Source organism: Rhodospirillales bacterium (assembly GCA_016712595.1).
Classification (GTDB): domain Bacteria; phylum Pseudomonadota; class Alphaproteobacteria; order Rhodospirillales; family Defluviicoccaceae; genus Defluviicoccus.
The window spans coordinates 400,305-422,540 of sequence record JADJQT010000002.1 but is presented as its reverse complement, the minus strand read 5'-3'; the positions used below and the strand labels follow the sequence as shown (position 1 = coordinate 422,540).

The window sequence follows — 22,236 nt, the reverse complement described above, 5'->3', positions numbered from 1 at the left end:
GTTGATATTTATTGATTTGTATCATGATGTAATCGGGCATATCCATAACGCGTCGCATAGGCAATGCGACCTCGCGCGGCATCGGCAATGCCGTTTGGTCAAACACTGGGAAGCCATGTCTCGCACCGCCAAGCTCGTCCTCGTTGCAGGCATCGTCTCCCTGATCCTGGCGATGGGCATTCGGCAGTCCTTCGGCATCTTTCTTTCACCGATCGCCATCGATCTCGGGGTCGGGCGGCAGGCGTTCAGTCTCGCGATCGCGGTGCAGAACCTGTTGTGGGGGCTGGCGCAACCGTTCACTGGCGCGCTAGCCGACCGCTTCGGCGCGATGCGGGTCGGAGTTGGCGGCGGCGTTCTTTACGTCATCGGCCTCGCGCTGGCGGCGACGGCGAGCGATCCGCTGCACTTGAACCTCACTCTGGGCGTCCTGGTCGGGTTTGCCCTCGCTGGAACCACCTACGGAACGGTGCTGGGTGCCGTCGGCCGCATGGTCCCCGCGGAGCGCCGCAGCCTGGCCTTCGGTATCTGTACCGCGGCCGGCTCGTTCGGCATGTTCGCGGTCGTGCCCGGCGCACAGGCGCTGATCGATGCGTTCGGCTGGCGTGACGCCTTCACAATTCTTGCCATTATCGTCAGCGTGTTGATCCCGTGCGCGTTCGGGTTTACCGCCAGCGACCGGACGATCGGGCGACAGACAGCCGGGCAATCGATGGCCGCGGCGATCCGGGAGGCCCGCCGCCATTCAGGCTACTGGTTGCTGAACGCCGGCTTCTTCGTTTGCGGCTTTCACGTCGCCTTTGTCGCCACGCACCTGCCGGCGTACCTCGCCGACAATGGCCTGGCGCCGTCGGTAAGTGCCTGGTCTTTGGCCATGATCGGCCTGTTCAACATCTTCGGCAGCTATGTGTTTGGCGCGCTCGGTGGCCGCTTTCGCCAGAAGTGGGTCCTTTCAGCGATTTATCTCGCGCGCGCCGCCGTGATCGCCCTGTTCCTCGCACTGCCCCTATCCGGGCCAAGCGCGGTTGCCTTCGGCGCGGCCATCGGATTTCTCTGGCTCGGCACGGTGCCGCTGACCAGTGGTCTCGTCGCCCGCGTGTTCGGCGTGCGCTACCTCTCGATGCTCTACGGGGTCGTCTTCGCGTCGCACCAGCTTGGCGCGTTCCTCGGCGCCTGGGGCGGGGGCTGGGCCTACGATGCGCTCGGCTCCTACGACGCCATCTGGCTCGCCTCGATCGCGCTCGCGCTGTTCGCCGCCGTCGTTCACCTGCCGATCAAGGATCGACCGGTCGTCCGCGTCGCCGAGGTGCCGGCATGATCGACCGCTCCGGCAAGCTGGCGATACTTGCCGCGTTGCTGATGATCGCGGCGGCCCTCGCCTTGTGGTGGCGCTATGGACTTGTGATCGTTCTCGCCGAGCCGGGCTGGCTCTGCCTGCCGCGATAATCCCTCACGCAACCGGGGCGGACTTCCCAAGGCCAACTTTCCGGGGCCAACTTTCCCGGGGCCCCGCCGCGCGCGGCGGGGCGCACTGCCCGGCACGAGAACAGCTCAAAGCGCGATATAACGGCGCAGCGCGTCGACCTCGGCCTCGGCCTCCTCGATGCGACACTTGACGACGTCGCCGATCGAGATCATGCCGACGAGTGCTCCGTCCTCCACCACCGGGACGTGGCGAAAGCGCTGCGACGTCATCATCCCTTCGATCGCCGCAACCGGATCCTTTGGCGAACAGGTGACGACCGGCGTCGTCATAAGATCGCTCACGGTCTTGTCGAACACACCCTTGCCGAACTTGTTCATCGCCCGGACGAGGTCGCGTTCGGAAAGAATCCCGCCGATTCCTCCTGCCTCGTCGCAGACGAGGACAGCGCCGATGCGGTGCTGAGCCATGAGCGCCAACGCGTCGCCAATCGGTTGCCCGGCGGAGACGGAAATGATCGAACCACCCTTGCCCTTCAGAATATTGCCAACAAACATTCAGACCTCCCAGACGCGACGATGGGTCACCATGACCGGTCGCGAAGACTCTCCGCGGATCACGCGATTATTATAGGTTGCGCACCGTCTCGTCGATCAGCCCGTCGACCACGCGACACAAGGCTCCTTCGCCAGACAGTCCGGCGTCGAGCGAGGCGGCATAGATCGCAAGCTGCCGATGGGCGCTCGTTCCTCTCTCTATAATCGTTCGGCAATGCAGGATTTCCGCAGCACAATCAAGAGCCGATGCGTCTTCGCGCGTGAGTTCGATCAGTTCGTCGAGCAGGTCCGCGCACGAGACGACCTCGCCTTTGCCAAAATCGACGAGCCCTTCGTCGACGCCGTAGCGCTTGGCTCGCCAGCGGTTCTCTTCGATCAGCATCCGATCATAGATCCGCCAGCGCTGATTGGTCCGGCGGAGCCGGCACAGCATGCGCAAAATGCATTGATAGAGGGCAGCAATGGCCACCGCGTCGTCGATCGACGTGCAAACGTCGGTAATGCGCATCTCCAGCGTCGGGAAGCGCGACGACGGGCGGATATCCCACCAGATCATCGAAGCGTCCCTGATCAGCCCGGCGTTGACGAGGATGTCGACATGGCGCCGATATTCGCCCCACGACTGGAAACGTGACGGCAGGCCGGTGCGTGGAAGTTCGTCGAACACACTCACCCGATAGGACTTAAGACCCGTATCGGCTCCCCGCCAGAACGGCGAGGACGTCGAGAGCGCCAGCAGGTGAGGCAGAAAGTAGCTGACCTGGTTCATCAGATCGAGGCGCAGCCCGTCGTCCTCGACACCGACGTGCACGTGCATGCCGCAGATCACCAGACGGCGCGCAACCGCCTGCATGTCGCGGGCGAGCCCGTGATAGCGATCCATGTCAGTGTGCTTTTGTTGCGTCCAGTCGGAGAACGGATGAGTCGAAGACGCGATCGGCGCGAGTCCGTATTCGCCGGCAACCTCGGCGACACCGGTGCGGAGCCGGGCGAGTTCGCCGCGAGCCTCGCGGACGCCACGGCACACCGGCGTGCCGATTTCAACTTGCGATGTTAGGAATTCGGGGCGGACGAGGTGGGCGATCTTGTCGCGGAAGCGGCCAAACAGGCTTGCCGGCGGGTCGGTGATGACCCTGCGCGTCTGGCGATCGACAAGCAGGTATTCCTCTTCAATGCCGATGGTCAGTGATGGCGTGGACTCGATCATCCGCGAGCGGCCATTTAGCCGATTTCGATGCGATGCACGTTCGGCGACGTTAACGCGCGCGCGAGGGCTTCGGCAAGCAGATCGGCATAATGATCAATGCCTTCTGGCGTCTCGCAGTGATCCTGGCGGACCTCGACGGCGCAGTGGGCGAGCCCGGCGGCCCCGGCATGCAGGTTGAGCGTATAGGCGATATCCCGTCCCGAATAAGGCTCGTTGTCGCCGATGCGAAGTCCGGGCGTGCCGCGCAGGATTTCGATCAGCGGAACCGCGAGGCGCGGATCGCGGTTCCATAAGATGCCGACATCCCAATGCCGGTCTTCGCCGCCCAGCGTCGGTGTGAAGGTGTGCACCGAGAACAACACCGGCTCCGGGCCGGCGCGGCGTAACCGCGCGAACGCCTGATCGACCGCGTGGTGGTAGGGCCAGTGAAACGCCTCCGCCCGTGCTTCTTGATCCTCGGGCGAAAGGCCGGCGTTGCCCGGCACGAAGACGCCATCGCTGCTGGCGACGATTGACTGCGGATCTCCCGGCTGTCGGTTGAGATCGATGACGAGGCGCGAGTAGCCGGCGAGCACGGCCGGTGCGCCGAGGCGATCGGCGAGCCGGCGGGTCAGCGCCGCGGCGCCGAGGTCCCAGGCGATGTGCCGGGCGAGGGCCTTGTCATCGAGGCCGAGGTGGTCGAGCCGGCGCGGAATGGCGCGGCTGGCGTGATCACAGACGAGCAAGATGGGCCTGACCGCCTGCGGATTGATCAGTTCGAACGGCAAGGGATCGCCCGGGGCGATCAACCCGGCCGCGCGCTCCGTCAGCGTGGGCTTCCTCGGCACGTTCGTCGTCGCTCTCCCGGCGGGGCCCGCGCGGCTCGCGGATGCGACGCTGCGCGCTGAAATCAGTCGCAACTACACTATATGATGAGCCTCGCATGGTCCGCCTAAGATCTTTGGCGCCGGCGAAAAAATTGGCTCGCAACGCCCCGCGTTCCCTCGATGCCGCGTTGGCGGCGCGGCGTTGACGCCGCTTTGACCGGGCGTCGGGCGATCGGCCTCTTGAACGCGGATCAGATAAGGAGAACTTCGATGAAGGTTGGGATGATCGGGCTGGGGCGCATGGGCGCCGGAATGGCGACGAACCTGCTGAAGGCCGGCCATGAGGTGACGGTTTACAATCGCTCGCCCGCCAAGGCGGAGGCACTCGTCGCCGAGGGTGCGAACGTCGCCGCTGGCATCGCCGATGCCTGCCGGGGCGAGGCCGTCGTCACCATGCTGGCCAACGATGAGGCGGTGGAGCGGGTGGTCTTTGCCGACGATGGCATTCTCGCTAGTCTTCCGGCGGGCGCACTGCATGTGTCATCGAGCACGATCAGCGTCGCCATCGTCAAGCGCCTGGCGTCGGCGCACGCCGAGGCCGGCCAGCGCTTCGTCGCCGCACCGGTGTTCGGCCGGCCGAACCTGGCGGCCGCGGGCCAGCTCTTCGTCATCGCCGCCGGCGAGACGGCGGCGCTCGACATCGCCGCGCCACTGCTCGCGGCCATCGGGCAGAAGACCTTCGTCGTCTCCGCGACGCCGCACATCGCCAATCTCATCAAGCTCAGCGGCAATTTCCTGATCGCCTCGGTCATGGAATCCCTGGGCGAAGCCATGGCGCTGGTGGGAAAAGCCGGCATCGACCGGCGAGCCTACCTCGACATTCTGACCTCAACCCTGTTCGGCGCGCCGGTTTACGCCACGTATGGCGGCCTGGTCGCCGATCGCACCTTCGAGCCGGCCGGCTTCGCCGCTCCTCTCGGCTACAAGGACATCCGCCTGGCGCTCGCCGCCGCCGATGATCTGCTTGTGCCGATGCCTTTGGCCAGTCTGCTGCGTGACCGCTACTTGACCTTGCTCGCCCACGGCGGCGAAACGCTCGACTGGTCGGCGATCGGCCAACTGGCATCCCGGGATGCTGGCGTAGCCGATGACTGAGCGCGACGGCTCGCACACGGCCGCTGCGTTGTTTTCATCTTCTCGGCAACGGTGACGCATGGAACAGATCGAAATCGGCCGCACCGCGCAGAGCACGTCGCGCATCGGCCTCGGCACCTGGGCGATCGGCGGCTGGATGTGGGGTGGCACGGACGAGGCCCAGTCGATCGCAACGATCCGCTCCGCCGTCGAACGCGGCGTGACACTGATCGACACCGCCCCGGTCTACGGCTTCGGGCGCTCCGAAGAGATTGTCGGCAAGGCCCTCGCCGTGGGCGGTCTGCGCGATAAGGTGCAGATCGCCACCAAGGTCGGCCTCACCTGGCGCGATGGCAAGGTATTCCGCGATTCGCGACCGCCACGCATCCACCAGGAGATCGAGGACTCCTTAAGGCGGCTTCAGACGGACGTCATCGACCTCTATCAGGTGCATTGGCCGGACGTCGAGACCCCGATCGAGGAGACCGCCCGCACGCTCGAGGACCTGCGTCGCCAGGGCAAAATTCGCGCGATCGGCGTCAGCAATTATTCACCGGCGCAGATGGAAGCCTTTCGCGCGGTGGCGATGCTCGACGCGGTACAGCCACCTTATAACCTGTTCGAGCGCGAGATCGAGGCGGACGTGCTCCCCTACGCGGCGCGCACCGGCCTTACCGTGCTCAGCTACGGCGCTCTGTGCCGCGGCCTTCTCAGCGGGAGAATGACCGCTGAGACGACATTCGACGGCGACGATCTGCGCCAAGTCGATCCGAAATTCCGTGGCGCGCGCTTTCACGATTATCTTGCCGCGGTTGCGGAACTTGCGCGACTGGCACGGGAGCGCTACGGGAAATCCGTTCTGGCGCTTGCCCTTCGCTGGGTGCTCGATCAGGGTCCGACCATCGCTCTGTGGGGCGCCCGCCGACCCGAGCATCTCGATCCGATCGGCGAGGTCGAGGGCTGGCACATCGACGCGGCGGGCAAGGCGGAGATCGACGCGATCCTCAAGCGCTGCATCACCGAGCCGATATCGCCGGACTTCATGGCACCGCCGGCAACCCGACCTCGCATGTAATCAGCCTGCGAGCGTCTGTTGTGGACAGCGGACGCCGACGACCATATTAACGGCGTGATGAGTCCGATTCCGTTCGTCAAGATGCACGGCCTCGGCAACGACTTCGTCGTCGTCGACGCGCGTTCGCAGGCATTTTCGCCGGCGGGAGCGCAGGTGCGCGCCCTCGCCGACCGCCGGACCGGTGTCGGTTGCGATCAGCTTATCGTCATCGAGCCGGCATCGAACGCGCTCGCCGATGCCTTCATGCGCATCCGCAACGCCGATGGCAGCGAGGTGGCCGCCTGCGGCAACGCAACCCGCTGCGTTGCCAGCCTGCTGATGCGCGAGAAGGCGGCTCCGCACGCGATCATCGAGACCGCCGCCGGCCTGCTCGACGCCGAAGCGGCGGCGAACGGCATGATCAGTATCGATATGGGCCGGATCGGCCTCGACTGGCGCGATATCCCACTTGCCGAGGCGGCGAACACGCTGCATCTCGGCATCTCCGCCGGACCGCTGCGCGATCCTGCCGCGGTCAGCATCGGCAATCCGCATGCGGTGTTCTTCGTCGACGACGCCGAGGGCGTCGCGCTCGACGTGTTCGGGCCGATGATCGAAACCCATCCTCTATTCCCCGAGCGGACCAACGTCGAGGCGGCTCAGGTGCTTGCAGCCGATCGTATCCGCCTGCGCGTCTGGGAACGCGGCGCCGGCCTGACCCGGGCGTGCGGCACCGGGGCCTGCGCCACGGTTGTCGCCGCAAGCCGGCGTGGCCTGACCGGACGCGCCGCCACCGTGGTTCTCGATGGCGGCAGCCTGCACATCGAATGGCTGCGCGACGACCACGTCCTGATGACCGGTCCCGTCGCCACGGTGTTCACCGGCCACATCGATCTCTCCGCGTGGGTTTGAGACAGCGATGAGCGGTGCGCATGTCGTCACGCTCGGCTGCCGGCTCAACAGCGTCGAATCCGAGATCATCCGCCGCGAGGCCGATGCCGCCGGCGTTGACGCGGTGATTGTCAATACCTGCGCCGTCACCAGCGAGGCCGTTCGTCAGTCGCGCCAAACCATCCGTCGGCTCCGTCGCAGTCATCCGGACCAGTCGATCATCGTGACCGGCTGCGCCGCGCAGCTCGATCCTGAAGCCTTCGCCCGCATGCCCGAGGTCGACCGCGTTCTCGGCAATGTCGAGAAGCTCGAGGCGGCGCGGCTCGCCGAGGGCGGCGCGGCGATCGACGTCTCCGATATCATGGCGGCGCGGCAGACGGCGCCCCACCTCGTCGACGGCATCGAGGGCCGGGCGCGGGCGTTTGTCCAGATCCAGCAGGGCTGTGATCACCGCTGCACCTTCTGCATTGTCCCCTTCGCCCGCGGGCCGAGCCGCAGCATCGCCGCCGAGGTCGTCTGCGAGCATGTCCGCCATCTCGCCGGCAACGGCTACGGCGAGGTCGTCCTGACCGGGGTCGACATTTGCTCCTGGGGCGCCGACCTGCCAGGCAAGCCCCGCCTCGGCGCGCTCGTGGCAACCGTCCTCGCCAGCGTTCCGGAATTGCGCCGCCTGCGTCTTTCCACGCTCGATCCAGCGGCAATCGACGCGGCGCTGATCGATCTTTTCGCCACCGAGGCCCGGCTGATGCCGCATCTCCACCTCAGCCTGCAGGCGATGGACGATCTGGTGCTGAAGCGGATGAAGCGCCGGCACAGCCGGGACGATGTCCTGGCGCTCGTCCGCCGGGTTCGCCGCGTCCGGCCTGACGTCGTATTCGGCGCTGACCTGATCGCAGGGTTTCCGACGGAAAGCGATGCGATGTTCGCCAACACCCTGGCGGCGATCGCGGACGCGGACCTGACGTGGTTGCATGTGTTCCCCTATTCGCCGCGGCCGGGCACGCCCGCCGCACGGATGCCGCAGGTGGCATCGCCGCTTCGCCAGGAGCGCGCCGCCCGTCTGCGGGCAACCGGCCTCGCGGCACGCCACCGCTATCTTGCCGGGCGCGTCGGCACCAGCACCGAGGTTCTGGTGGAAAAGCCGGGAAGCGGGCGTTGCCCGTGGTACGCCCCCGTCGGCCTCGGCTTCGCCGCGGAACCGGGCACGATCGTGCCGGTTCACGTCAGTGCCGCCGATGAGGAGCGGCTCTACGCGGAGATTGCATCGTGACCGATGACCTCGAGCTGCCCGCCACGGCGGAAAAGCGCACCTGGACCAGGCGCCTGTTCACCCGGACGCCCGCCGCCGGATCGGCGCAGCCGCCCGAACCGCCTCCGATCCTGCCTGAGCCGGGATCGGATCTCCCCCCGTCGCCCGGCCCGCAAGTCCCCCCACCGGGCCCGGATATCATCCCCACGCCCGGGCCTGATATTATCCCGCCGCCGGCAACACCCGGCCCGGAGATGCCGGCTCCCGGCCCCGCGATTCCCGAGCTTCCCGTTCCCGGCGCGCCTGGTCCCGAAATGCCGGCGCCCACGCCACCGCAACCCGAAATTTTGCAAATGATGCACAGCCCGGCGCCGGACGCGGCTCAGCGTCGAGACGATCCCGACCGCTGGCTGGGCCGCCTGCGGCGTGGGCTCGGCCGCTCGTCATCGAAGCTCGCCGGCGGGATCGGCGATCTGTTCCATCGCCGACGCCTCGACGACGAGGCGCTGGAGGAACTCGAGGACCTGCTGATCACCGCCGACCTCGGCGTCGAGACCGCACGCAAGATCACCCGCTCGCTCGCCAAGACGCGGTTCAACCAACAACTCGACGGCGCGGAAATCCGCGCCGCCCTGGCCGACGAGATCGCCCAGATACTCGAGCCTGTCGCGCGGACCATCGCCATCCACGACGCCTTTCGCCCGCACGTCATCCTCGTCTGCGGCGTCAACGGCAGCGGCAAGACGACGACGATCGCCAAGCTCGCCCACCTGTTCAAATCCGTCGGCTTCGACGTCATGCTCGCCGCCGCCGATACCTTCCGCGCCGCCGCGGTCGAGCAATTGCAGATTTGGGGCGCGCGGACCGGCTGCCGGGTCATCGCCCGATCGACCGGCGCCGACGCCGCAAGTCTCGCCTTCTCCGCCTACGAGGAAGCGAAAGCGCAAGGGGCTCACGTCCTGCTCATCGATACCGCCGGGCGGCTTCACAACAAGGTCGGCCTGATGGAGGAGTTGCAGAAGATCTGCCGGGTGCTGAAGAAGCTCGACGAGCGGGCGCCGCACGACTGCCTGCTCGTCCTCGACGCCACGGTCGGCCAGAACGCCCACAATCAGGTCCAAGCGTTCCGCGAGATGGTGAACGTCTCCGGTCTTGCCGTCACCAAGCTCGACGGCTCGGCGAAAGGCGGTGTCGTCGTCGCCTTGGCCGAACGCTTCGCCCTGCCGGTCTACGCCATCGGCGTCGGCGAAGGACTGGACGACATGCGCGCCTTCGAGGCCCGTGCCTTCGCCCGCAGCCTGCTCGACCTCGACGTCTGAGCAGGTGAAGCGGCGGCGATTCGTCACGCCCGCCCCGCGTACTTCTCCGATGCGCCGCCCTTAGCCGTCCTTCTCCTCATCACATCGAGGCGTTTTGCGCCAGCGTGCGACTTCTGCCAGTCTTGCGCGTAGATACGCGCGTGCCAGTCCTGCGCGCGGATACACGGGCTGGCCGGTCCCGTCCGCGCCACGCTCCCCCCACGATTTGGATGCCACACAATGTGGACGGATTTCCTCGCCTTCGTGTTCGGGCGTCCGGTCATCGGAAAGATACCGGAGCGCATCCGTGAGGCGATTGCCCGCCAGCAGGTCCAGGCGGAGATCCTCACAGGCTGGGTTCAGCTCGCCCTGGTGGTGTTTTTCTGGGCCCTTTATACGATTGCTCCCCAGACGACCGCCGAGACATCGTTCCGCCCGTTGCCATGGGTGCTCGGCACCTACCTGGTGTTCACCATCGCCCGCCTTTTCCTCGCCCTCCGGCAGATTATCGCCCCATGGTTTCTTCTCGGCTCGGTGATCATCGACGTCAGTCTGCTGCTTTTGTTGATCTGGAGTTTTCATATCCAGTACGCGCAACCGGCGGCGTTCTACCTCAAGTCGTCGACACTGATCTTTGTCTTTTTGCTCATCGCCTTGCGCGCGCTCCGCTTCGAGCCGACCTATGTCGTCGCCGCCGGCCTGACCGCCGCCGGCGGCTGGGTCCTGCTCGTCTGGTACGCGATCACCGAGCCGTCGAACGTGCCACTGATCACCCGCGATTACGTCGTCTACCTGACCTCCAACCACATCCTGATTGGCGCCGAGGTCGAAAAGATCCTTTGCATCCTGCTGGTCACCGCCGTGATCACCGTGGCTTTGGTGCGCGCCCGGCGCCTTTTGATGCGCGCCCTCGCCGACGAGACCGAACGCGACGAACTTATCCGCTTCGTCTCCCCCGAGGTGGTCAGCCACATCGCGGCATCCGAGCGACCGGTCGAGCCAGGCGACGGGCGCGTGCTCGACGCCACGGTACTGTTCTGTGATATCGAAGGTTTTTCGAGCATCTCGGAACGGCTGTCGCCCGCGCAATTAATGCAGGCGCTCAACGCCTATTTCGCCGCCGTCGCCGCCGTCGCCGCCCGTTATTGCGGAGCGATCATCGCCTACCAGGGCGATGCGATGCTGATCGGTTTCAATACCGCCCACGAAGATCCCCGCCACGCGCGCCACGCGCTCGCGACGGCACTTGGAATTCAGCGGGAAGTCACCTCACGCCGCTTCGGCGATGATGACCTGGTGCTGCGCACCCGCTGCGGCATCAATTCCGGACGGTTGATCGCCGGCGCCGTCGGCACCCATGACCGTCTCCTATTCACCGTCTATGGTGACGAAGTGAACATCGCGGCGCGGCTCGAGCAGTTGAACAAGACGTTCGGCACCTACGTGCTTGCCAGTGAGCAGACCGTCACCCTTGCCGGCCCCGGCTTTCACTGCCGGCGGATCGATACGCTGACGGTGCGGGGCCGCACTCGCCCGGTTACGGTCTATGTCGTTGATCCGCCACTGCCCGATGTGGACGCGATGGACTGAGGCACCGGCTCGGCCCGTTCCGCGCTTAGGCCGCCTCGCCCAGCGCCGCGTTCATCGACAAGCTCTGGAGCGAAGCGGCGCGGCGACGCCTCAGTCCGTCGCCCACATGCGAACGAGGTTGGCGCGCACGTTGCTCAGCCGGTGGTGTTGTGGACTCTGCGGCGCTGCCGTCTGAACCCAGTGATTAACCAGCGCCAGCTCGTAGAGGAGGGAACGCTTGGCCTGGTCAGCGACCATGCTCTGAATCCAGGTTACCGCCGCCAGCCGTTCGCCGCGGGTAATCTCAGCCACGCGATGCAGCATCGTTGTCGGGTAGACGACGGCATCGCCCGCGGGCAGCTTCACCTGCTTCTCGCCGTAGGGCGTCTCGACGACGAGCTCGCCGCCGTCGTAACTCCGCGGATCGCGCAGAAAGATGGTGATCGACAGATCGAGACGCATCGGCGTCGGCTTGCGCATCACCGGATTGTCAATATGCGTGCCGTAGGCCATTCCGGGGCGATAGCGCGACAGCACCGGCGGGCGGATCAGCTTGGGAACGGCAGCAATGCGGAACGTCTCGTTTCGATCGAGCGCTCCCAGCACGATCTGATCGACGCGCGCCTGATGCGTCGAGGACAGCGCGAGCTGCTCGTTGCGCTTGATTCCCTGGGCGGCGAGTCCGGGGGAGCTGACGGCGCCGTCGACGAACGTCCCCTCACCGGCGATGCGGTCGAGTTCCGCGACTTCACCCGACGCCAACAGTCCTTGCAGCGCCAGCAGCATGACCACTCCTTCCTGGCGATGGCGACTGCGGCGAGTGTAGGCGCTGGCGCCGTCAGCCTCAACGCGCGCCGGTGAACACCCGCCCGCGCCCCTGGCTGTCCCGCCGACAGCGGCTTGAACCGATCGAGAGCTCGTCCACAACATTGCTGCAGCGCGGATCTTTCATAGCGCCGCCAGCGAATCACCGCATAAGATATTGCACTGCAGCGATTGACGTGCTGCAATAGCGAATGATCAAGATCCCCAAGGGATCGATCGGAAAGAGGTTGGGAGGCGATGGCGAGTCTCACCGAGTTGGGCGCGATCCTGCACGAGGAGCATTTCCATATCGTTGTCTGGATCTGCGATCTGCAGAATCGGACGACGGGAACAGCCGCCCTCCAGCCTCTCGATCCCAATTGCCCGGACGACAAGCGGCAGCTCGAAACCTTGATCCTGGGCCTCGATCAGGTCCTCGTCCATCACGCCTTTGAGGAAACGGTCCTGTTTCCCCTTGTCCGCGACCGCGGCGGCAGCGAACTGACGATGCTGCTCACCGACGAGCATATCGCGATCGAGCCGATCGTCGCCCGCCTCCAAAGCGTCGTTCGTGCCATCCTCGCGCGCGGACCGGGCAACGGGTTGTGGTCCGAATGCTGCGCCGTCAGCGGCGAATTGATCGCCGAGATGATGGCGCACCTGGAGAAGGAAGAACTCGGCGTGGTGCGGCAACTTGATTGCCTGCTCGACGCCGACACCGACCATCGCCTGGCGGTCGAACGCTCCGATCACAAGCACATGACCCAACACCAGTTCGACCGCGACCTGCAGCCGCATCTCGCCTGATCGGCGCAATTTCACGATCCTCGCCACAGGCGATCGCAATCATCGCCATAGGCGATCGCAATCATCGCCGATGAATGGTCGCCCTGGTCCCAGCGGACCCAATCTCGTCATCTGCCCCATCCCCCACGATTGAGCGCCGAAGCGGCACCGTTCCCGGTAGCCGGTTTGTGCATGTCCGCGGGCAACTTTTCCTTTCCTGCGCCGTTATTCGTGGGTGCACCGGCAAGGCGCCGGTTTCCTGCAACTGGAATGGAATTCGATCATGGATAAGGACCGCATCGACGGCGCGATGGATAAAGCCAAAGGGAATATCAAAAAAGGCGTGGGCGAATTGACCGGCGACGAGAAGCTGAAGGCCGAAGGCGAGACCGACAAGCTGAAGGGCAAGGTCGAAAGCACGGTGGGCGGAGCCAAGGACGCCGTCCGCGAAAACGCCTGATTTAACGGCGCACGCCCGGCCACGTCACGCCCGCGGGTCACACCACTGACCTCGTGCCGCGGGACGTGGGGTCCGGGCGGCCCGCATTTGGCAGCCGAGCCGCGGGACTCTCAGCCGTCGATTGACGATGGCAGCCTCGTCCGCACATAGTTTGTGGTGGGGAAGGAGTCTGTGGGCAGAGGGGGGGCCAATGCGCACCATCAACTACGATCATACGTCCTACGATCGCCAATCCGTTGGATCGCTGCGGGCGGCCGAGGCCGTCCTGAAGCACGTGTTCAAGTTCATTCAACCGAAAAGCGTGTGCGACGTCGGACGTGGAATCGGCACGTGGCTGCACGCAAGCAAGCAACTGGGCGTCGAGACGGTTATCGGGTTTGACGGCAGCTACGTCGATCCCGCCAAGCTGCTCATCGAACGCGAAGAGTTTCAAGCGATGGATCTTCAGGCGTCGCGCCTGTCCCTTCCCGACAAGACGGATCTTGTCGTCAGCCTTGAGGTCGGCGAGCACCTCGACGAGGGACGCGCGGATACATTCGTTGAAGATCTCGCAGGTATGTCGGACAATATCCTGTTTAGTGCCGCGCTCCCATACCGGGGAGGCGAAGGACATATCAATGAACAGTTCCATTCATACTGGATTTCAAAGTTTCAACATGAGGGTTTTTACTGTTTTTATTTCGTACGCCCCCTGATCTGAACCACGAAATATATCCCGACGTACTATCGGTAAAACACTCTTTTCTATTCCTGGTCCGTAAATTTTCCCGACCTGATTACCATACCGGAATTGGCGAACCACGTTCACCCGGACATGTGGTCGGCGCGACACGGGGCCCGCGGTGTCATTCGCGCCGCAGTGAAATCGTCGCCGGCCGCCATGCAGGACGGAATAAGCTTTGCCCAGCGCCGATTGAGCGCCCTCGCCCGGCGTTTCGCCCGACGCCGTCGCCCGGCCGAGGCAACCTAGCCTGTCGACGGATCGTAGGCGAACGCACCGCAGCGCCAGCGCGCAACGGGCTTTTTTGCTGTCAAGCGCGCAACGCGCTTTTTTGCCATCAAGCGCGCAACGCGCTTTTTTGCCATCAAGCGCGCAACGCGCTTTGCCGCCGCGCCGATCACCAGCGCAACATCCTTCCTGCCAATCCGCAGCCGATCAGCACGACGATCCCGGTTGCGAGCGGATACCAGGTGGCGACGAACAGGGGGCTGTCGTCGGTGCAGTTCGCCGCGTAGAACGTCGCGGCGATGCCGCTCGCCGCAAGGCCCGCGACCGCGCCAGCGAGCCGTGGCCGCGTCGGCGCGCCATGACGCAACGCGAGCAGAAAGCAGCCGAGGGGGCCGATCGCCAGAAGCGGGATCAGCGACAGGCAAAACCGCGCGTTGGTGCCGACGAGCCGCGGTCCCCACGAGGAGACGGGCATCAACGCGAGTTCGACGATAACGCCACCCACCAGCACCAGCGGCACGCAGGCGATCGCCCACCCCCAGGCGGCAGTCGGTACTCCCGGCCGGGCGAGACGGACCACGAGGCCCGACGCGGTGGCCGTCAGGCCCAGCGTGATGACGAACTTGAACAGAAACCGGATCGTCTCGCTGGCCTGAGCGATATCCGAACGAAAGCCGATCGCGAGGAAAAAGGTGGTGCCGGCGACCGCTACCCCCAGCGCGATTGCCAGCGCGAAGGACCGTTTCATGGTCCAAGGTTCGACGATCTCGTCATGGACAACCGCAGTGATCAGGTCGTCCGTCCTCACGACGCATCGTCCCGATAGAGCGCGGCGAGGGATTTCAGCGCCCGGTGCAACGCGACGCGAACCGCTCCTTCGCTCATGTTTAAGCGCTCGGCCGTCTGGCGCACTGACGACCCGTCGACTGAAAGGGCACGCACGATGTCACGCTGCCGATCCTTGAGCGAGGCGAGCATGCGTTCGATGTCATGCCGGCTGAGATGGTCATCCGCCTCCTCCGCCTTCAGGTTTTCGATCACCGTTTCGATCGGCACCTCAATCCGCCGTCCACGGCGGCGCAAGGCATCGATGAGCTTGTTGCGTGCGATCGCTGAAACCCATGGCCCGATCGGTCGCGCCTGATCCCAGGTATGTCGCTTGAGATGAATGGCGAGCAGCACGTCCTGAACAACGTCCTCGGCATCGGCGTTGCCGACGCCGGCGCGCTGGAAGTTCCGATAGGCCATCGCCCGCAGGAACGGCGTCACGGCGACGAGAAAGCGGCGATACGCAAGCGCATCGCCGGAAATTGCCGAACGCATCCATAGAGCCCATTCCTTTTCCCGCGCCGGAACACTCACGCGTCACATAATCCTTCGCGGCAGGGCACCAAAGTGTTACGCGCAATGGCAAGAGTTACAGCAAGAAGACAGACGATCCAGAGCCGCTCGCCGACTTTTCGCCTGCGCGGGCGGCGCAATTTGTCGCCGCCGAGCCCCCAGCACCCACAGACAGAACCAGAACCTTTACGGGAACCTACACCTCTGAAGCGGACGACGCGTTTATAAGCAAAACGCAGCGATTGGCGATTTGATCGAGATGCTGCCGTTGCGGGTTCGGCGGAGTTGGCGGCCGACGGCGGTTCTGAGGACCGCAACGAGTTGCATAGCAGGCGGGATGCGGTCCCAGAGGGTTCGAACGTGCTCCCGGCCACGGGGTGACCGGCGGGTGGTCTGGCCCGCGACGACGCCTGTGACCACCGGAAGCCCATCTCGTGGAGTAGAGGTCGGCGTGCTCCGGACTGATATGATGGAACACGCCGGCGACGGTACGGCGGACGCGGGAATTGAACCCCTCGACGGAATTGGCGTGGACCGTGCCGCGCGCATATTCGCGCTTGGCATGCTGAACCGTATCGTGCGCTGCGAAGCTCTGGCCGACGGCGGCAAAGGTGCTCCACGCATCGCTCATCAGATGGGTCGCGGCCACGTCGACCTCCTTCTCGAGGACTCGTTCGGTCTCGACGGCAGAGAGGTCGACCACCACCGAGGCCCGTGCGCCACCCGGACCGTCCGATCTCCGCGTCACGCGGTCGTTCGACCACCGCGAGGACGCACGCCTTGGTCGTCCGCTTCTGGCCTTTCCGGCCACGGCCGACCGGCGGTGTGTCCCGCTGTTTGCGCGGACGGCCGCCAAGATAAAATTCGTCGATCTCGACCGTTCCCTCCAGCTGGGTCTCGCGCGCCATCATCAGCCGAGGGCGTGCCCCATGCGCCAAGCCGTGGGTTGGCTCACGCCGAGGGCCTCGGCCAGGCGCACCGACGACAGCCCTTATCGGATTGCAGGGTCAGCCACAGCGCCTTCAACCAAGTGGCGAGCGGCAGCTTGGTAGAGTGCAGCGGCGTTCGTGTCGTCACCGTGAACTGGAACCGGCAACTGCCGTTCGAGCACTGGTAGAGACCGGGTCTCGCCCGCCAATTCCCCATATCCCGCCCGGCGAGCGCGATCGAACGTCGGTATCCACGCCGGACAGACCCGCCCGGTCGGCCAGATCATGCTTTCCATCAGGCGGCGGCGGCGCTCCTCGTCGCTGAACGCTCGCACCATGTCATCGACCGTCCTGATCCCAGCCAGCGTCGATCGAACCAAATCTGACATCGCCACCACCCGACTATCCCGAACGTCACTAGAATCAGCCAGAAAGCAGCTTTGTTCAACGATTTTGCTGCGTTTTGTTTGTAAACGCGGCGGACGATGCCACGGACCGCACCGGCAACGCACCGGATCTCCATCGCGATCGATCAACCCGATCGGGCATCGCGCACGCATGTTGGCATAGGGTAAATAATGGAGGATTGGCCACCGCCGACGTCCGGGACGGCCCTTCGCAAGTCCCCGCCGGTCCGGCCGAGTCTCGCCCCACCCGCGCCGTACCCAACATGATCCTGCCGGCCCGCAGGGTCAGTCCGGCGTGGGCGTCGAGAGCCTGCCCATCGGCATGGAGCGGAGGTCGGCGAAGGAGAGTGCGCAACTCTTCATGCTCTCCGCTCCGCGCAACGATTGCTCGCCCGTGGTGATTACGGCGTGCCGGCCGCCGCGAACTTCGCGACAAAGGCATCGGAGGTTCCCAAATTAGTACCGCCGAGCGAGCCGAACGTATCGCCGCCAACGAAGACGTTGCCCGCGGGGTCGGTGGCGACGCCCCACGCGAGGTCTTCGTTGGCGGTTCCGAAGTGGCTCTGCCATAGCCAGCGCCCGTCCGCATCGAGCGCCAGAACCCAGATCTCTCCGCGGTTGGTACTCGAGTAATCGTAGCCGACGACATAGGCGTTGCCGGCCGCATCGGTGGCGATACCGGTCGCATCCTCGGTAGCGCCGGGCTGGCGCTTCCATAGCAGCCGCCCGTCCGGGTCGTATTTGATCACCCAGGCGTCCGGGCCGCTCTTATGCGATCCACCCAGCGCGCCCGTCGTGCGGCCGGCAACGAAGACGTTGCCATTGACATCCGTGGCGACACCGGTGGCAAGGTCTTCCTCCGCCGTTCCCGGTTGACGCTTCCACAAAAGGTGCCCGTCGGCATCATACTTGACCACCCAGCCGTCGAAATCACCCTTATGAGCACCGTAGAGCGAGCCGACGATCCAGCCAACCGCGTAGACGTTGCCCTCCGCGTCCGTCGCCGCAGCTTTTGAATAGGGGGAGCTGCCGTCGTTGGTTTGCAGCCGGCGCCTCCACACAACGGTTCCGTCAGGATCGAATTTGGTGATCGATGATCCTGGAACATAGACATTGCCGATGCCATCAACGGCGATGCCCTCGGCCTGCTCCGCCCGCCGCCTCCACAGCACCGGTCCATCCGCAGAGAACTTGGTGACCCAACCATAGTTGGTCCTGCCACCGGTGGTATCAGTGGTATTTCCCCTGACCACGGCGTTGCCGTCGCCGTCGACGGCGACGCTCCATGCCCGGTCCGAAAAAGTGGTCCCCGGCTGGCGCTTCCAAACCACCTCGCCGCTCGCATCGAGCTTGGTCACCCAGGCATCGTTGCTTCCCTTCTTGGAACCGCCCAAATAGCCATTCGTATAACCGACGACAAAAACGTTGCCGTCCGCGTCAGTGGCGATGCCGCTTGCGGAGTCGTATCCGGGTGATCCCAGTTGCGCGATCCATTGCGGATCGGCCCCGGCGGCAACCGCTGCGCCGCAGCCAAGCCCGGTGATCGCGATCAGAGCGCCGCACGCGGCGCGCCAGACGTTCCATTGCGTCATCAAAAACCCCCTCCCGTCTCTTCCGTGGCCGTCCGGGCCGACGCACGACAGCCTAACCGAAGGCACCGTGCGATGGACAGGGGTCATCCGATCGCGCGCGATCGATTTTAATGACAGCGCCCGCGCTTGATCTTCGCCGCCGATGCTTATTCCGGCATCGACGGCGGGTCGGGGTCGAAGTCCCAGTTGGCGTCGACCGTCGTCGGGTAATGCTTGATCCATTCGGTGAGCAGGCGGACGTGCTCGGCCTCCTCGGCGGCGAATTCCGAGGCCAGGCCGCGGATCTTCTCGTCCTGCGAGGCCTTTGCGACGGCGGCATAGAAGTTGTGGGCGTGCCGTTCGGCCTGCAGGGCGAGCTGCAGTGCCTGCGTCGGCGTCATCATATAGTGAACATCTTCCGCCGCCGGCGCCTCCGGGCTCTCCCCGTCCTCCCAGATGAAATCCCATGGCGCGATATGCGGCAGCGACAGCCCCTCGGCGAGCGATCTGACCTCATCGGCATGCATTCGCCCATACTTGGCGAACTTGTAGAACAGTTCGGCGACCTTGGGATTATTGTGCACCGCCATGCTGTCGCCGATCTCCTGGTAACCGGCGGCGGCCTCGTTTTCCAGGGTCAGCGCGTGCGCGAGGAACTCCTCGACGGTATGGATTTCTCCCGAGAGCTTCATATCTTCCGACACGGCCTTCTTCCTTCTGCAGTCTTATCTCGCGATCCCCCACCGCGCATCCCCTGCCCCGGTGCCCGGGTGGGGGCGCCGCGGCGTTCGGCCGCCTCAAACGGCAAACGACGTTTCGATGTCGTCAATGGTGGCGCTTTCCTGCAGCGCCGGGCGGTAGACAGGCCGGTTGCCGATGTAAAGGACGCCGGTGCTGAGCCCGTCGTCGGTCATCATCCATTTCGCCGCCTCGGCGACCGAGGAGGTCGCGGTCAGGTCGGACTTGCGCACCGTCGTCTTCCACTCTTTCTGTCCGGGCTGGTAGGTCACGCACTGGCTCAACACCTGAACCATCGAGAAGCCCGGATGACGCACCGCCTCGGTGATCACGCGCGCCGTGCCGTTGGGATCGCCGGCATAGCAGCGGGCGATGAAGTTGGCGCCGGCGGCGAGCGCAACCGCCAGGGGATGGAACGGGCTGACGCCGGTGCCGTGCGGGGTCAGCTTGCTTTTTTTCCAGTCCGCCGGCGTCGTCGGCGAGGCCTGGCCCTTGGTCATGCCATAGACCTGGTTGTCCATCACCACGTAGGTGAGATCGACATTGCGCCGGCAGGCATGGATGAAGTGGTTGCCGCCGATCGAGTAGCCGTCGCCATCGCCGCCGCAGACGATCACCATCAGGTCGGGCCGCGCCACCTTCAGCCCCGTCGCCACCGGCAGCGAGCGGCCGTGGATCGAATGGAAGCCATAGACGCTCGTATAGGCGGGAATGCGCGACGAGCAGCCGATACCGGAGATGACGGCGACGTCCTCGCGCTTGGGCGCGAGCTCCGCGAGGGCCTTGGTGACCGAGGACAGCACGGAGTAATGGCCGCAACCGGGACACCAGACCGGCCGATAGTCGGACTTGTAGTCTCCGGGGGAAGGCGGTGCGGACTGTTCGGAGTGTGCCGTCATCAATCAGCTCCAGGACTGCAGGTGTTCGAGGACTTCGCCGGCACGGATGGGCAGCGGTCCGGGCCGGCTGAGCACGCGCACGTCGCGCGGCAAATCGTAGTGGGCACGCAGATAGCGGTAAAACTGCTTGGAGTGGCTCTGCTCGACCACCAGCACGCGTTCGACTCCTTCCAGCGCCGCCTCCAGGGCGTCGACCTGCGCCGGGGCCAGCAGCCGCAAGCAGATGAGCCGGATACGGAGTCCCATTGCTTCGGCCCGCGCGCAGGCCTCGCGTACCGGACCGGCGCACGAGCCCCAGGTCAGAACGGCGAGCGGACCGTCGCCGGCGATTTCCGCCCAGTGCTGGCCGTAATCGAACTCTTCGATCTTGCGCGCCCGTTTGTCGAGCTGCGTCGTGTGATCCTCAGCGCCGGAAGAGGGCCGCCCGGAGACGGCATGCTCGAGGCCGTCGGCGACGTACTCGCCACCGGGCGTGCCGGGAATCGCCATCGGCGAGACACCCGAGGTGGTCACCGCGTAGCGCTGATAGGTGTCGAGCGCGCCGGAGGCCATCTCGCGCTTGCCAAGGAAGGCGATGTCCGCGGGACGGTCGACGATCGCCCGCGACTGACCGAGCAACTGGTCCGTGAGCACGATCGCCGGGACCTGAAGCTGCTCGGCGAGGTGCACCGACCACTGTGCCGTAAACAGGCAGTCGGAGATCGAGTTCGCCGCGGTAACGATGTGCGGCGCGTCGCCGTGGAGACCGTAAAGGGCGATATTCAGATCGCTCTGCTCGGACTTGGTCGGAATGCCGGTCGAGGGACCGCCGCGCATCACGTCGATGACGACGATCGGCGTTTCGGAGGCGACCGCAAGCCCGATCGCTTCGGTCATCAGCGCGAGACCCGGCCCGGAGGTCGCGGTCAGCGACGGCGTGCCGCCGAACGAGCCGCCGATGATCATGTTGATCGAGGCGAGTTCGTCCTCGGCCTGCACCAGAACACCGCCGACCTTCTCGAGGTTGGGCGCCAGCCACTCGAGGATTTCCGTGGCCGGTGTGATCGGGTAGGCGGCGACGAAGCGCACGCCACCGCGCACCGCGCCAAGGCCGGCCGCCTCGTTGCCGCTGATGTTCCAGCGCTCGGTTGCGATCGCCCGCGCTTCCAGCCGGTAGACCGACGTATCGATGCCGTCGATCAGGGCGGCGCCGGCATTGACGCCGGCGATGCCGGCATCGAGCACCGCCTGGCCGCGTTTGCCGAGGGACTTGGTAACGACGGCGACGATCGTATCTGCGCCGACGCCGAGAAGCGCCGAGACCAGCCCGAGGCCGACCATGTTCATTCGCCCGCCAGGCAACGAATTGACCGTTTCCTGCAGCGGCAGTGCCACGAGGCGCGCTCCACTGGCGACAATCCGCGCCGGTGGCTCGCCGGCATCGGCGTCGCAGAGCACCAGACTCTTGGCATCGAGCGGGATCTCCGCCGAAAACCGCTCGACGTTCAGCCAGTCGAGCGCGACCATGATGTCGAAACGGTCATCGAGGCACTCGACGGTACGCGTGCCGAGGCGCAAAAATGCCGCCACCTCGCCGCCGCGGATCTGCGGACCCGACGAACGACCCATCAGACCATAAAGGCCCTCCTTTGCGACAGCGTCGAGGAGCATCTGCGATGCCGTCATCACTCCGGCGCCACCGGCACCGGTGATCGCGATCGATACGGTTTCACCAGACACGACTATTATTCTCCCACATGCGGCTTGCCTCTCGCTTTTACCGTTGCGGCCACCCGTTGATGACACCAGCCGATCGAACGCGGTTCACGCTCGCTGTATACCCGTGTCGATGCGCATACGCGAGCCTCCTGCTGCCCATTTGGGCGCCACGGACCCTGCTGGAGGCGCCCGCTTTCCCTGTTTGTCCCACGCTAAGGGCGACGCGCTTTTCCACCCGATACCGGCTATCCGGTTCCGATCGCTCTCAAAACAAGCTTGCGACCACGCTGACCCCACGAATGCGTCTTCTCGATGCGCTTGGCACAGAGTCTGTTTCGATCAGACGGTCTTCCATCTTGCAACCAATATGCCTTTGCGACCGCAACGCCTTCTTATCTGCCGGGCTTATCGCGCGTCGCGCCGGCCCGATCAAATCGCCCCCTCCCCCGCACAGGGCATGCGGTCAGAT

21 protein-coding genes and 1 pseudogene are annotated in these 22,236 nt (G+C 65.2%); 10 read left to right on the top strand and 12 right to left on the bottom strand.

Annotation, left to right across the window (positions count from 1 at the left end):
* Nucleotides 1-115: 115 nt before the first annotated feature.
* Nucleotides 116-1,315, top strand: coding sequence for an MFS transporter (locus IPK66_13860; protein ID MBK8176300.1), 1,200 nt, complete (start codon nucleotides 116-118; stop codon nucleotides 1,313-1,315).
* 233 nt (nucleotides 1,316-1,548) lie between these two features.
* Here the strand turns inward: IPK66_13860 and IPK66_13855 are convergent, their stop codons facing one another.
* From IPK66_13855 to IPK66_13845, 3 genes are all read right to left on the bottom strand, one after another.
* Entirely contained in the window at nucleotides 1,549-1,977 is a 429-nt protein-coding gene (locus IPK66_13855; protein MBK8176299.1) for a CBS domain-containing protein, read from the bottom strand.
* A 70-nt stretch (nucleotides 1,978-2,047) separates the two neighbouring features.
* Nucleotides 2,048-3,184, bottom strand: a complete 1,137-nt coding sequence (locus IPK66_13850) for a carboxylate-amine ligase (GenBank protein MBK8176298.1) — start codon at nucleotides 3,182-3,184, stop codon at nucleotides 2,048-2,050.
* Nucleotides 3,185-3,198: 14 nt separating this feature from the next.
* Complete coding sequence (locus tag IPK66_13845) at nucleotides 3,199-4,011, bottom strand: N-formylglutamate amidohydrolase (GenBank protein ID MBK8176297.1); 813 nt, start codon at nucleotides 4,009-4,011, stop codon at nucleotides 3,199-3,201.
* 249 nt (nucleotides 4,012-4,260) lie between these two features.
* On the opposite strand from IPK66_13845, the gene IPK66_13840 reads away from it, so the two are divergent.
* From IPK66_13840 to IPK66_13815, 6 genes are all read left to right on the top strand, one after another.
* The gene (locus IPK66_13840) at nucleotides 4,261-5,145 is read left to right on the top strand and encodes an NAD(P)-dependent oxidoreductase (GenBank protein MBK8176296.1); all 885 of its coding nucleotides are present in this window, start codon (nucleotides 4,261-4,263) and stop codon (nucleotides 5,143-5,145) included.
* 58 nt (nucleotides 5,146-5,203) lie between these two features.
* Entirely contained in the window at nucleotides 5,204-6,199 is a 996-nt protein-coding gene (locus IPK66_13835) for an aldo/keto reductase (protein ID MBK8176295.1), read from the top strand.
* Between the two features lie 57 nt (nucleotides 6,200-6,256).
* Complete coding sequence (locus IPK66_13830; GenBank protein MBK8176294.1) at nucleotides 6,257-7,090, top strand: diaminopimelate epimerase; 834 nt, start codon at nucleotides 6,257-6,259, stop codon at nucleotides 7,088-7,090.
* Between the two features lie 7 nt (nucleotides 7,091-7,097).
* Nucleotides 7,098-8,339 carry a tRNA (N(6)-L-threonylcarbamoyladenosine(37)-C(2))-methylthiotransferase MtaB gene (mtaB, locus tag IPK66_13825; GenBank protein MBK8176293.1) on the top strand — a complete coding sequence of 414 codons (1,242 nt, stop codon included), beginning with the start codon at nucleotides 7,098-7,100 and terminating at the stop codon, nucleotides 8,337-8,339.
* Between the two features lie 233 nt (nucleotides 8,340-8,572).
* Nucleotides 8,573-9,637, top strand: a complete 1,065-nt coding sequence (ftsY, locus tag IPK66_13820) for a signal recognition particle-docking protein FtsY (GenBank protein MBK8176292.1) — start codon at nucleotides 8,573-8,575, stop codon at nucleotides 9,635-9,637.
* Nucleotides 9,638-9,856: 219 nt separating this feature from the next.
* On the top strand, nucleotides 9,857-11,206 hold the full coding sequence (locus IPK66_13815; protein ID MBK8176291.1) for an adenylate/guanylate cyclase domain-containing protein: 1,350 nt from the start codon (nucleotides 9,857-9,859) through the stop codon (nucleotides 11,204-11,206).
* 90 nt (nucleotides 11,207-11,296) lie between these two features.
* Here the strand turns inward: IPK66_13815 and IPK66_13810 are convergent, their stop codons facing one another.
* Complete coding sequence (locus IPK66_13810) at nucleotides 11,297-11,971, bottom strand: Fe2+-dependent dioxygenase (GenBank protein ID MBK8176290.1); 675 nt, start codon at nucleotides 11,969-11,971, stop codon at nucleotides 11,297-11,299.
* 276 nt (nucleotides 11,972-12,247) lie between these two features.
* Here IPK66_13810 and IPK66_13805 point away from each other — a divergent pair, with 276 nt between their 5' ends.
* The 3 genes from IPK66_13805 (at nucleotide 12,248) to IPK66_13795 (ending at nucleotide 13,935) form a co-directional block, all read left to right on the top strand.
* Nucleotides 12,248-12,796, top strand: coding sequence for a hemerythrin domain-containing protein (locus tag IPK66_13805; GenBank protein MBK8176289.1), 549 nt, complete (start codon nucleotides 12,248-12,250; stop codon nucleotides 12,794-12,796).
* Between the two features lie 262 nt (nucleotides 12,797-13,058).
* Nucleotides 13,059-13,235, top strand: a complete 177-nt coding sequence (locus IPK66_13800; protein MBK8176288.1) for a CsbD family protein — start codon at nucleotides 13,059-13,061, stop codon at nucleotides 13,233-13,235.
* A gap of 190 nt (nucleotides 13,236-13,425) precedes the next feature.
* Complete coding sequence (locus IPK66_13795) at nucleotides 13,426-13,935, top strand: methyltransferase domain-containing protein (GenBank protein MBK8176287.1); 510 nt, start codon at nucleotides 13,426-13,428, stop codon at nucleotides 13,933-13,935.
* A 266-nt stretch (nucleotides 13,936-14,201) separates the two neighbouring features.
* On the opposite strand, the gene IPK66_13790 is transcribed toward IPK66_13795, so the two are convergent.
* From IPK66_13790 to IPK66_13755, 8 genes and pseudogenes are all read right to left on the bottom strand, one after another.
* Nucleotides 14,202-14,357 carry a hypothetical protein gene (locus IPK66_13790; GenBank protein ID MBK8176286.1) on the bottom strand — a complete coding sequence of 52 codons (156 nt, stop codon included), beginning with the start codon at nucleotides 14,355-14,357 and terminating at the stop codon, nucleotides 14,202-14,204.
* Nucleotides 14,354-14,992, bottom strand: coding sequence for a DUF1109 family protein (locus IPK66_13785; protein MBK8176285.1), 639 nt, complete (start codon nucleotides 14,990-14,992; stop codon nucleotides 14,354-14,356). The genes IPK66_13790 and IPK66_13785 overlap by 4 nt, the downstream gene beginning before the upstream one ends.
* On the bottom strand, nucleotides 14,989-15,546 hold the full coding sequence (locus tag IPK66_13780; GenBank protein ID MBK8176284.1) for a sigma-70 family RNA polymerase sigma factor: 558 nt from the start codon (nucleotides 15,544-15,546) through the stop codon (nucleotides 14,989-14,991). Before IPK66_13780 ends, IPK66_13785 begins: the two co-directional genes overlap by 4 nt.
* Nucleotides 15,547-15,747: 201 nt before the next feature.
* A pseudogene (locus IPK66_13775) lies at nucleotides 15,748-16,843 on the bottom strand (IS1595 family transposase).
* A 419-nt stretch (nucleotides 16,844-17,262) separates the two neighbouring features.
* Nucleotides 17,263-18,453, bottom strand: coding sequence for an SBBP repeat-containing protein (locus IPK66_13770; GenBank protein MBK8176283.1), 1,191 nt, complete (start codon nucleotides 18,451-18,453; stop codon nucleotides 17,263-17,265).
* Between the two features lie 146 nt (nucleotides 18,454-18,599).
* A complete protein-coding gene (locus IPK66_13765; GenBank protein MBK8176282.1) occupies nucleotides 18,600-19,136 on the bottom strand; it encodes a ferritin family protein in 537 nt (178 codons plus the stop codon).
* A 93-nt stretch (nucleotides 19,137-19,229) separates the two neighbouring features.
* Nucleotides 19,230-20,069 (bottom strand): 2-oxoacid:ferredoxin oxidoreductase subunit beta, encoded by an 840-nt coding sequence (locus IPK66_13760; GenBank protein ID MBK8176281.1) that lies wholly within the window; start codon nucleotides 20,067-20,069, stop codon nucleotides 19,230-19,232.
* A gap of 3 nt (nucleotides 20,070-20,072) precedes the next feature.
* Complete coding sequence (locus tag IPK66_13755) at nucleotides 20,073-21,788, bottom strand: 2-oxoacid:acceptor oxidoreductase subunit alpha (GenBank protein MBK8176280.1); 1,716 nt, start codon at nucleotides 21,786-21,788, stop codon at nucleotides 20,073-20,075.
* Between the last annotated feature and the right edge of the window lie 448 nt (nucleotides 21,789-22,236).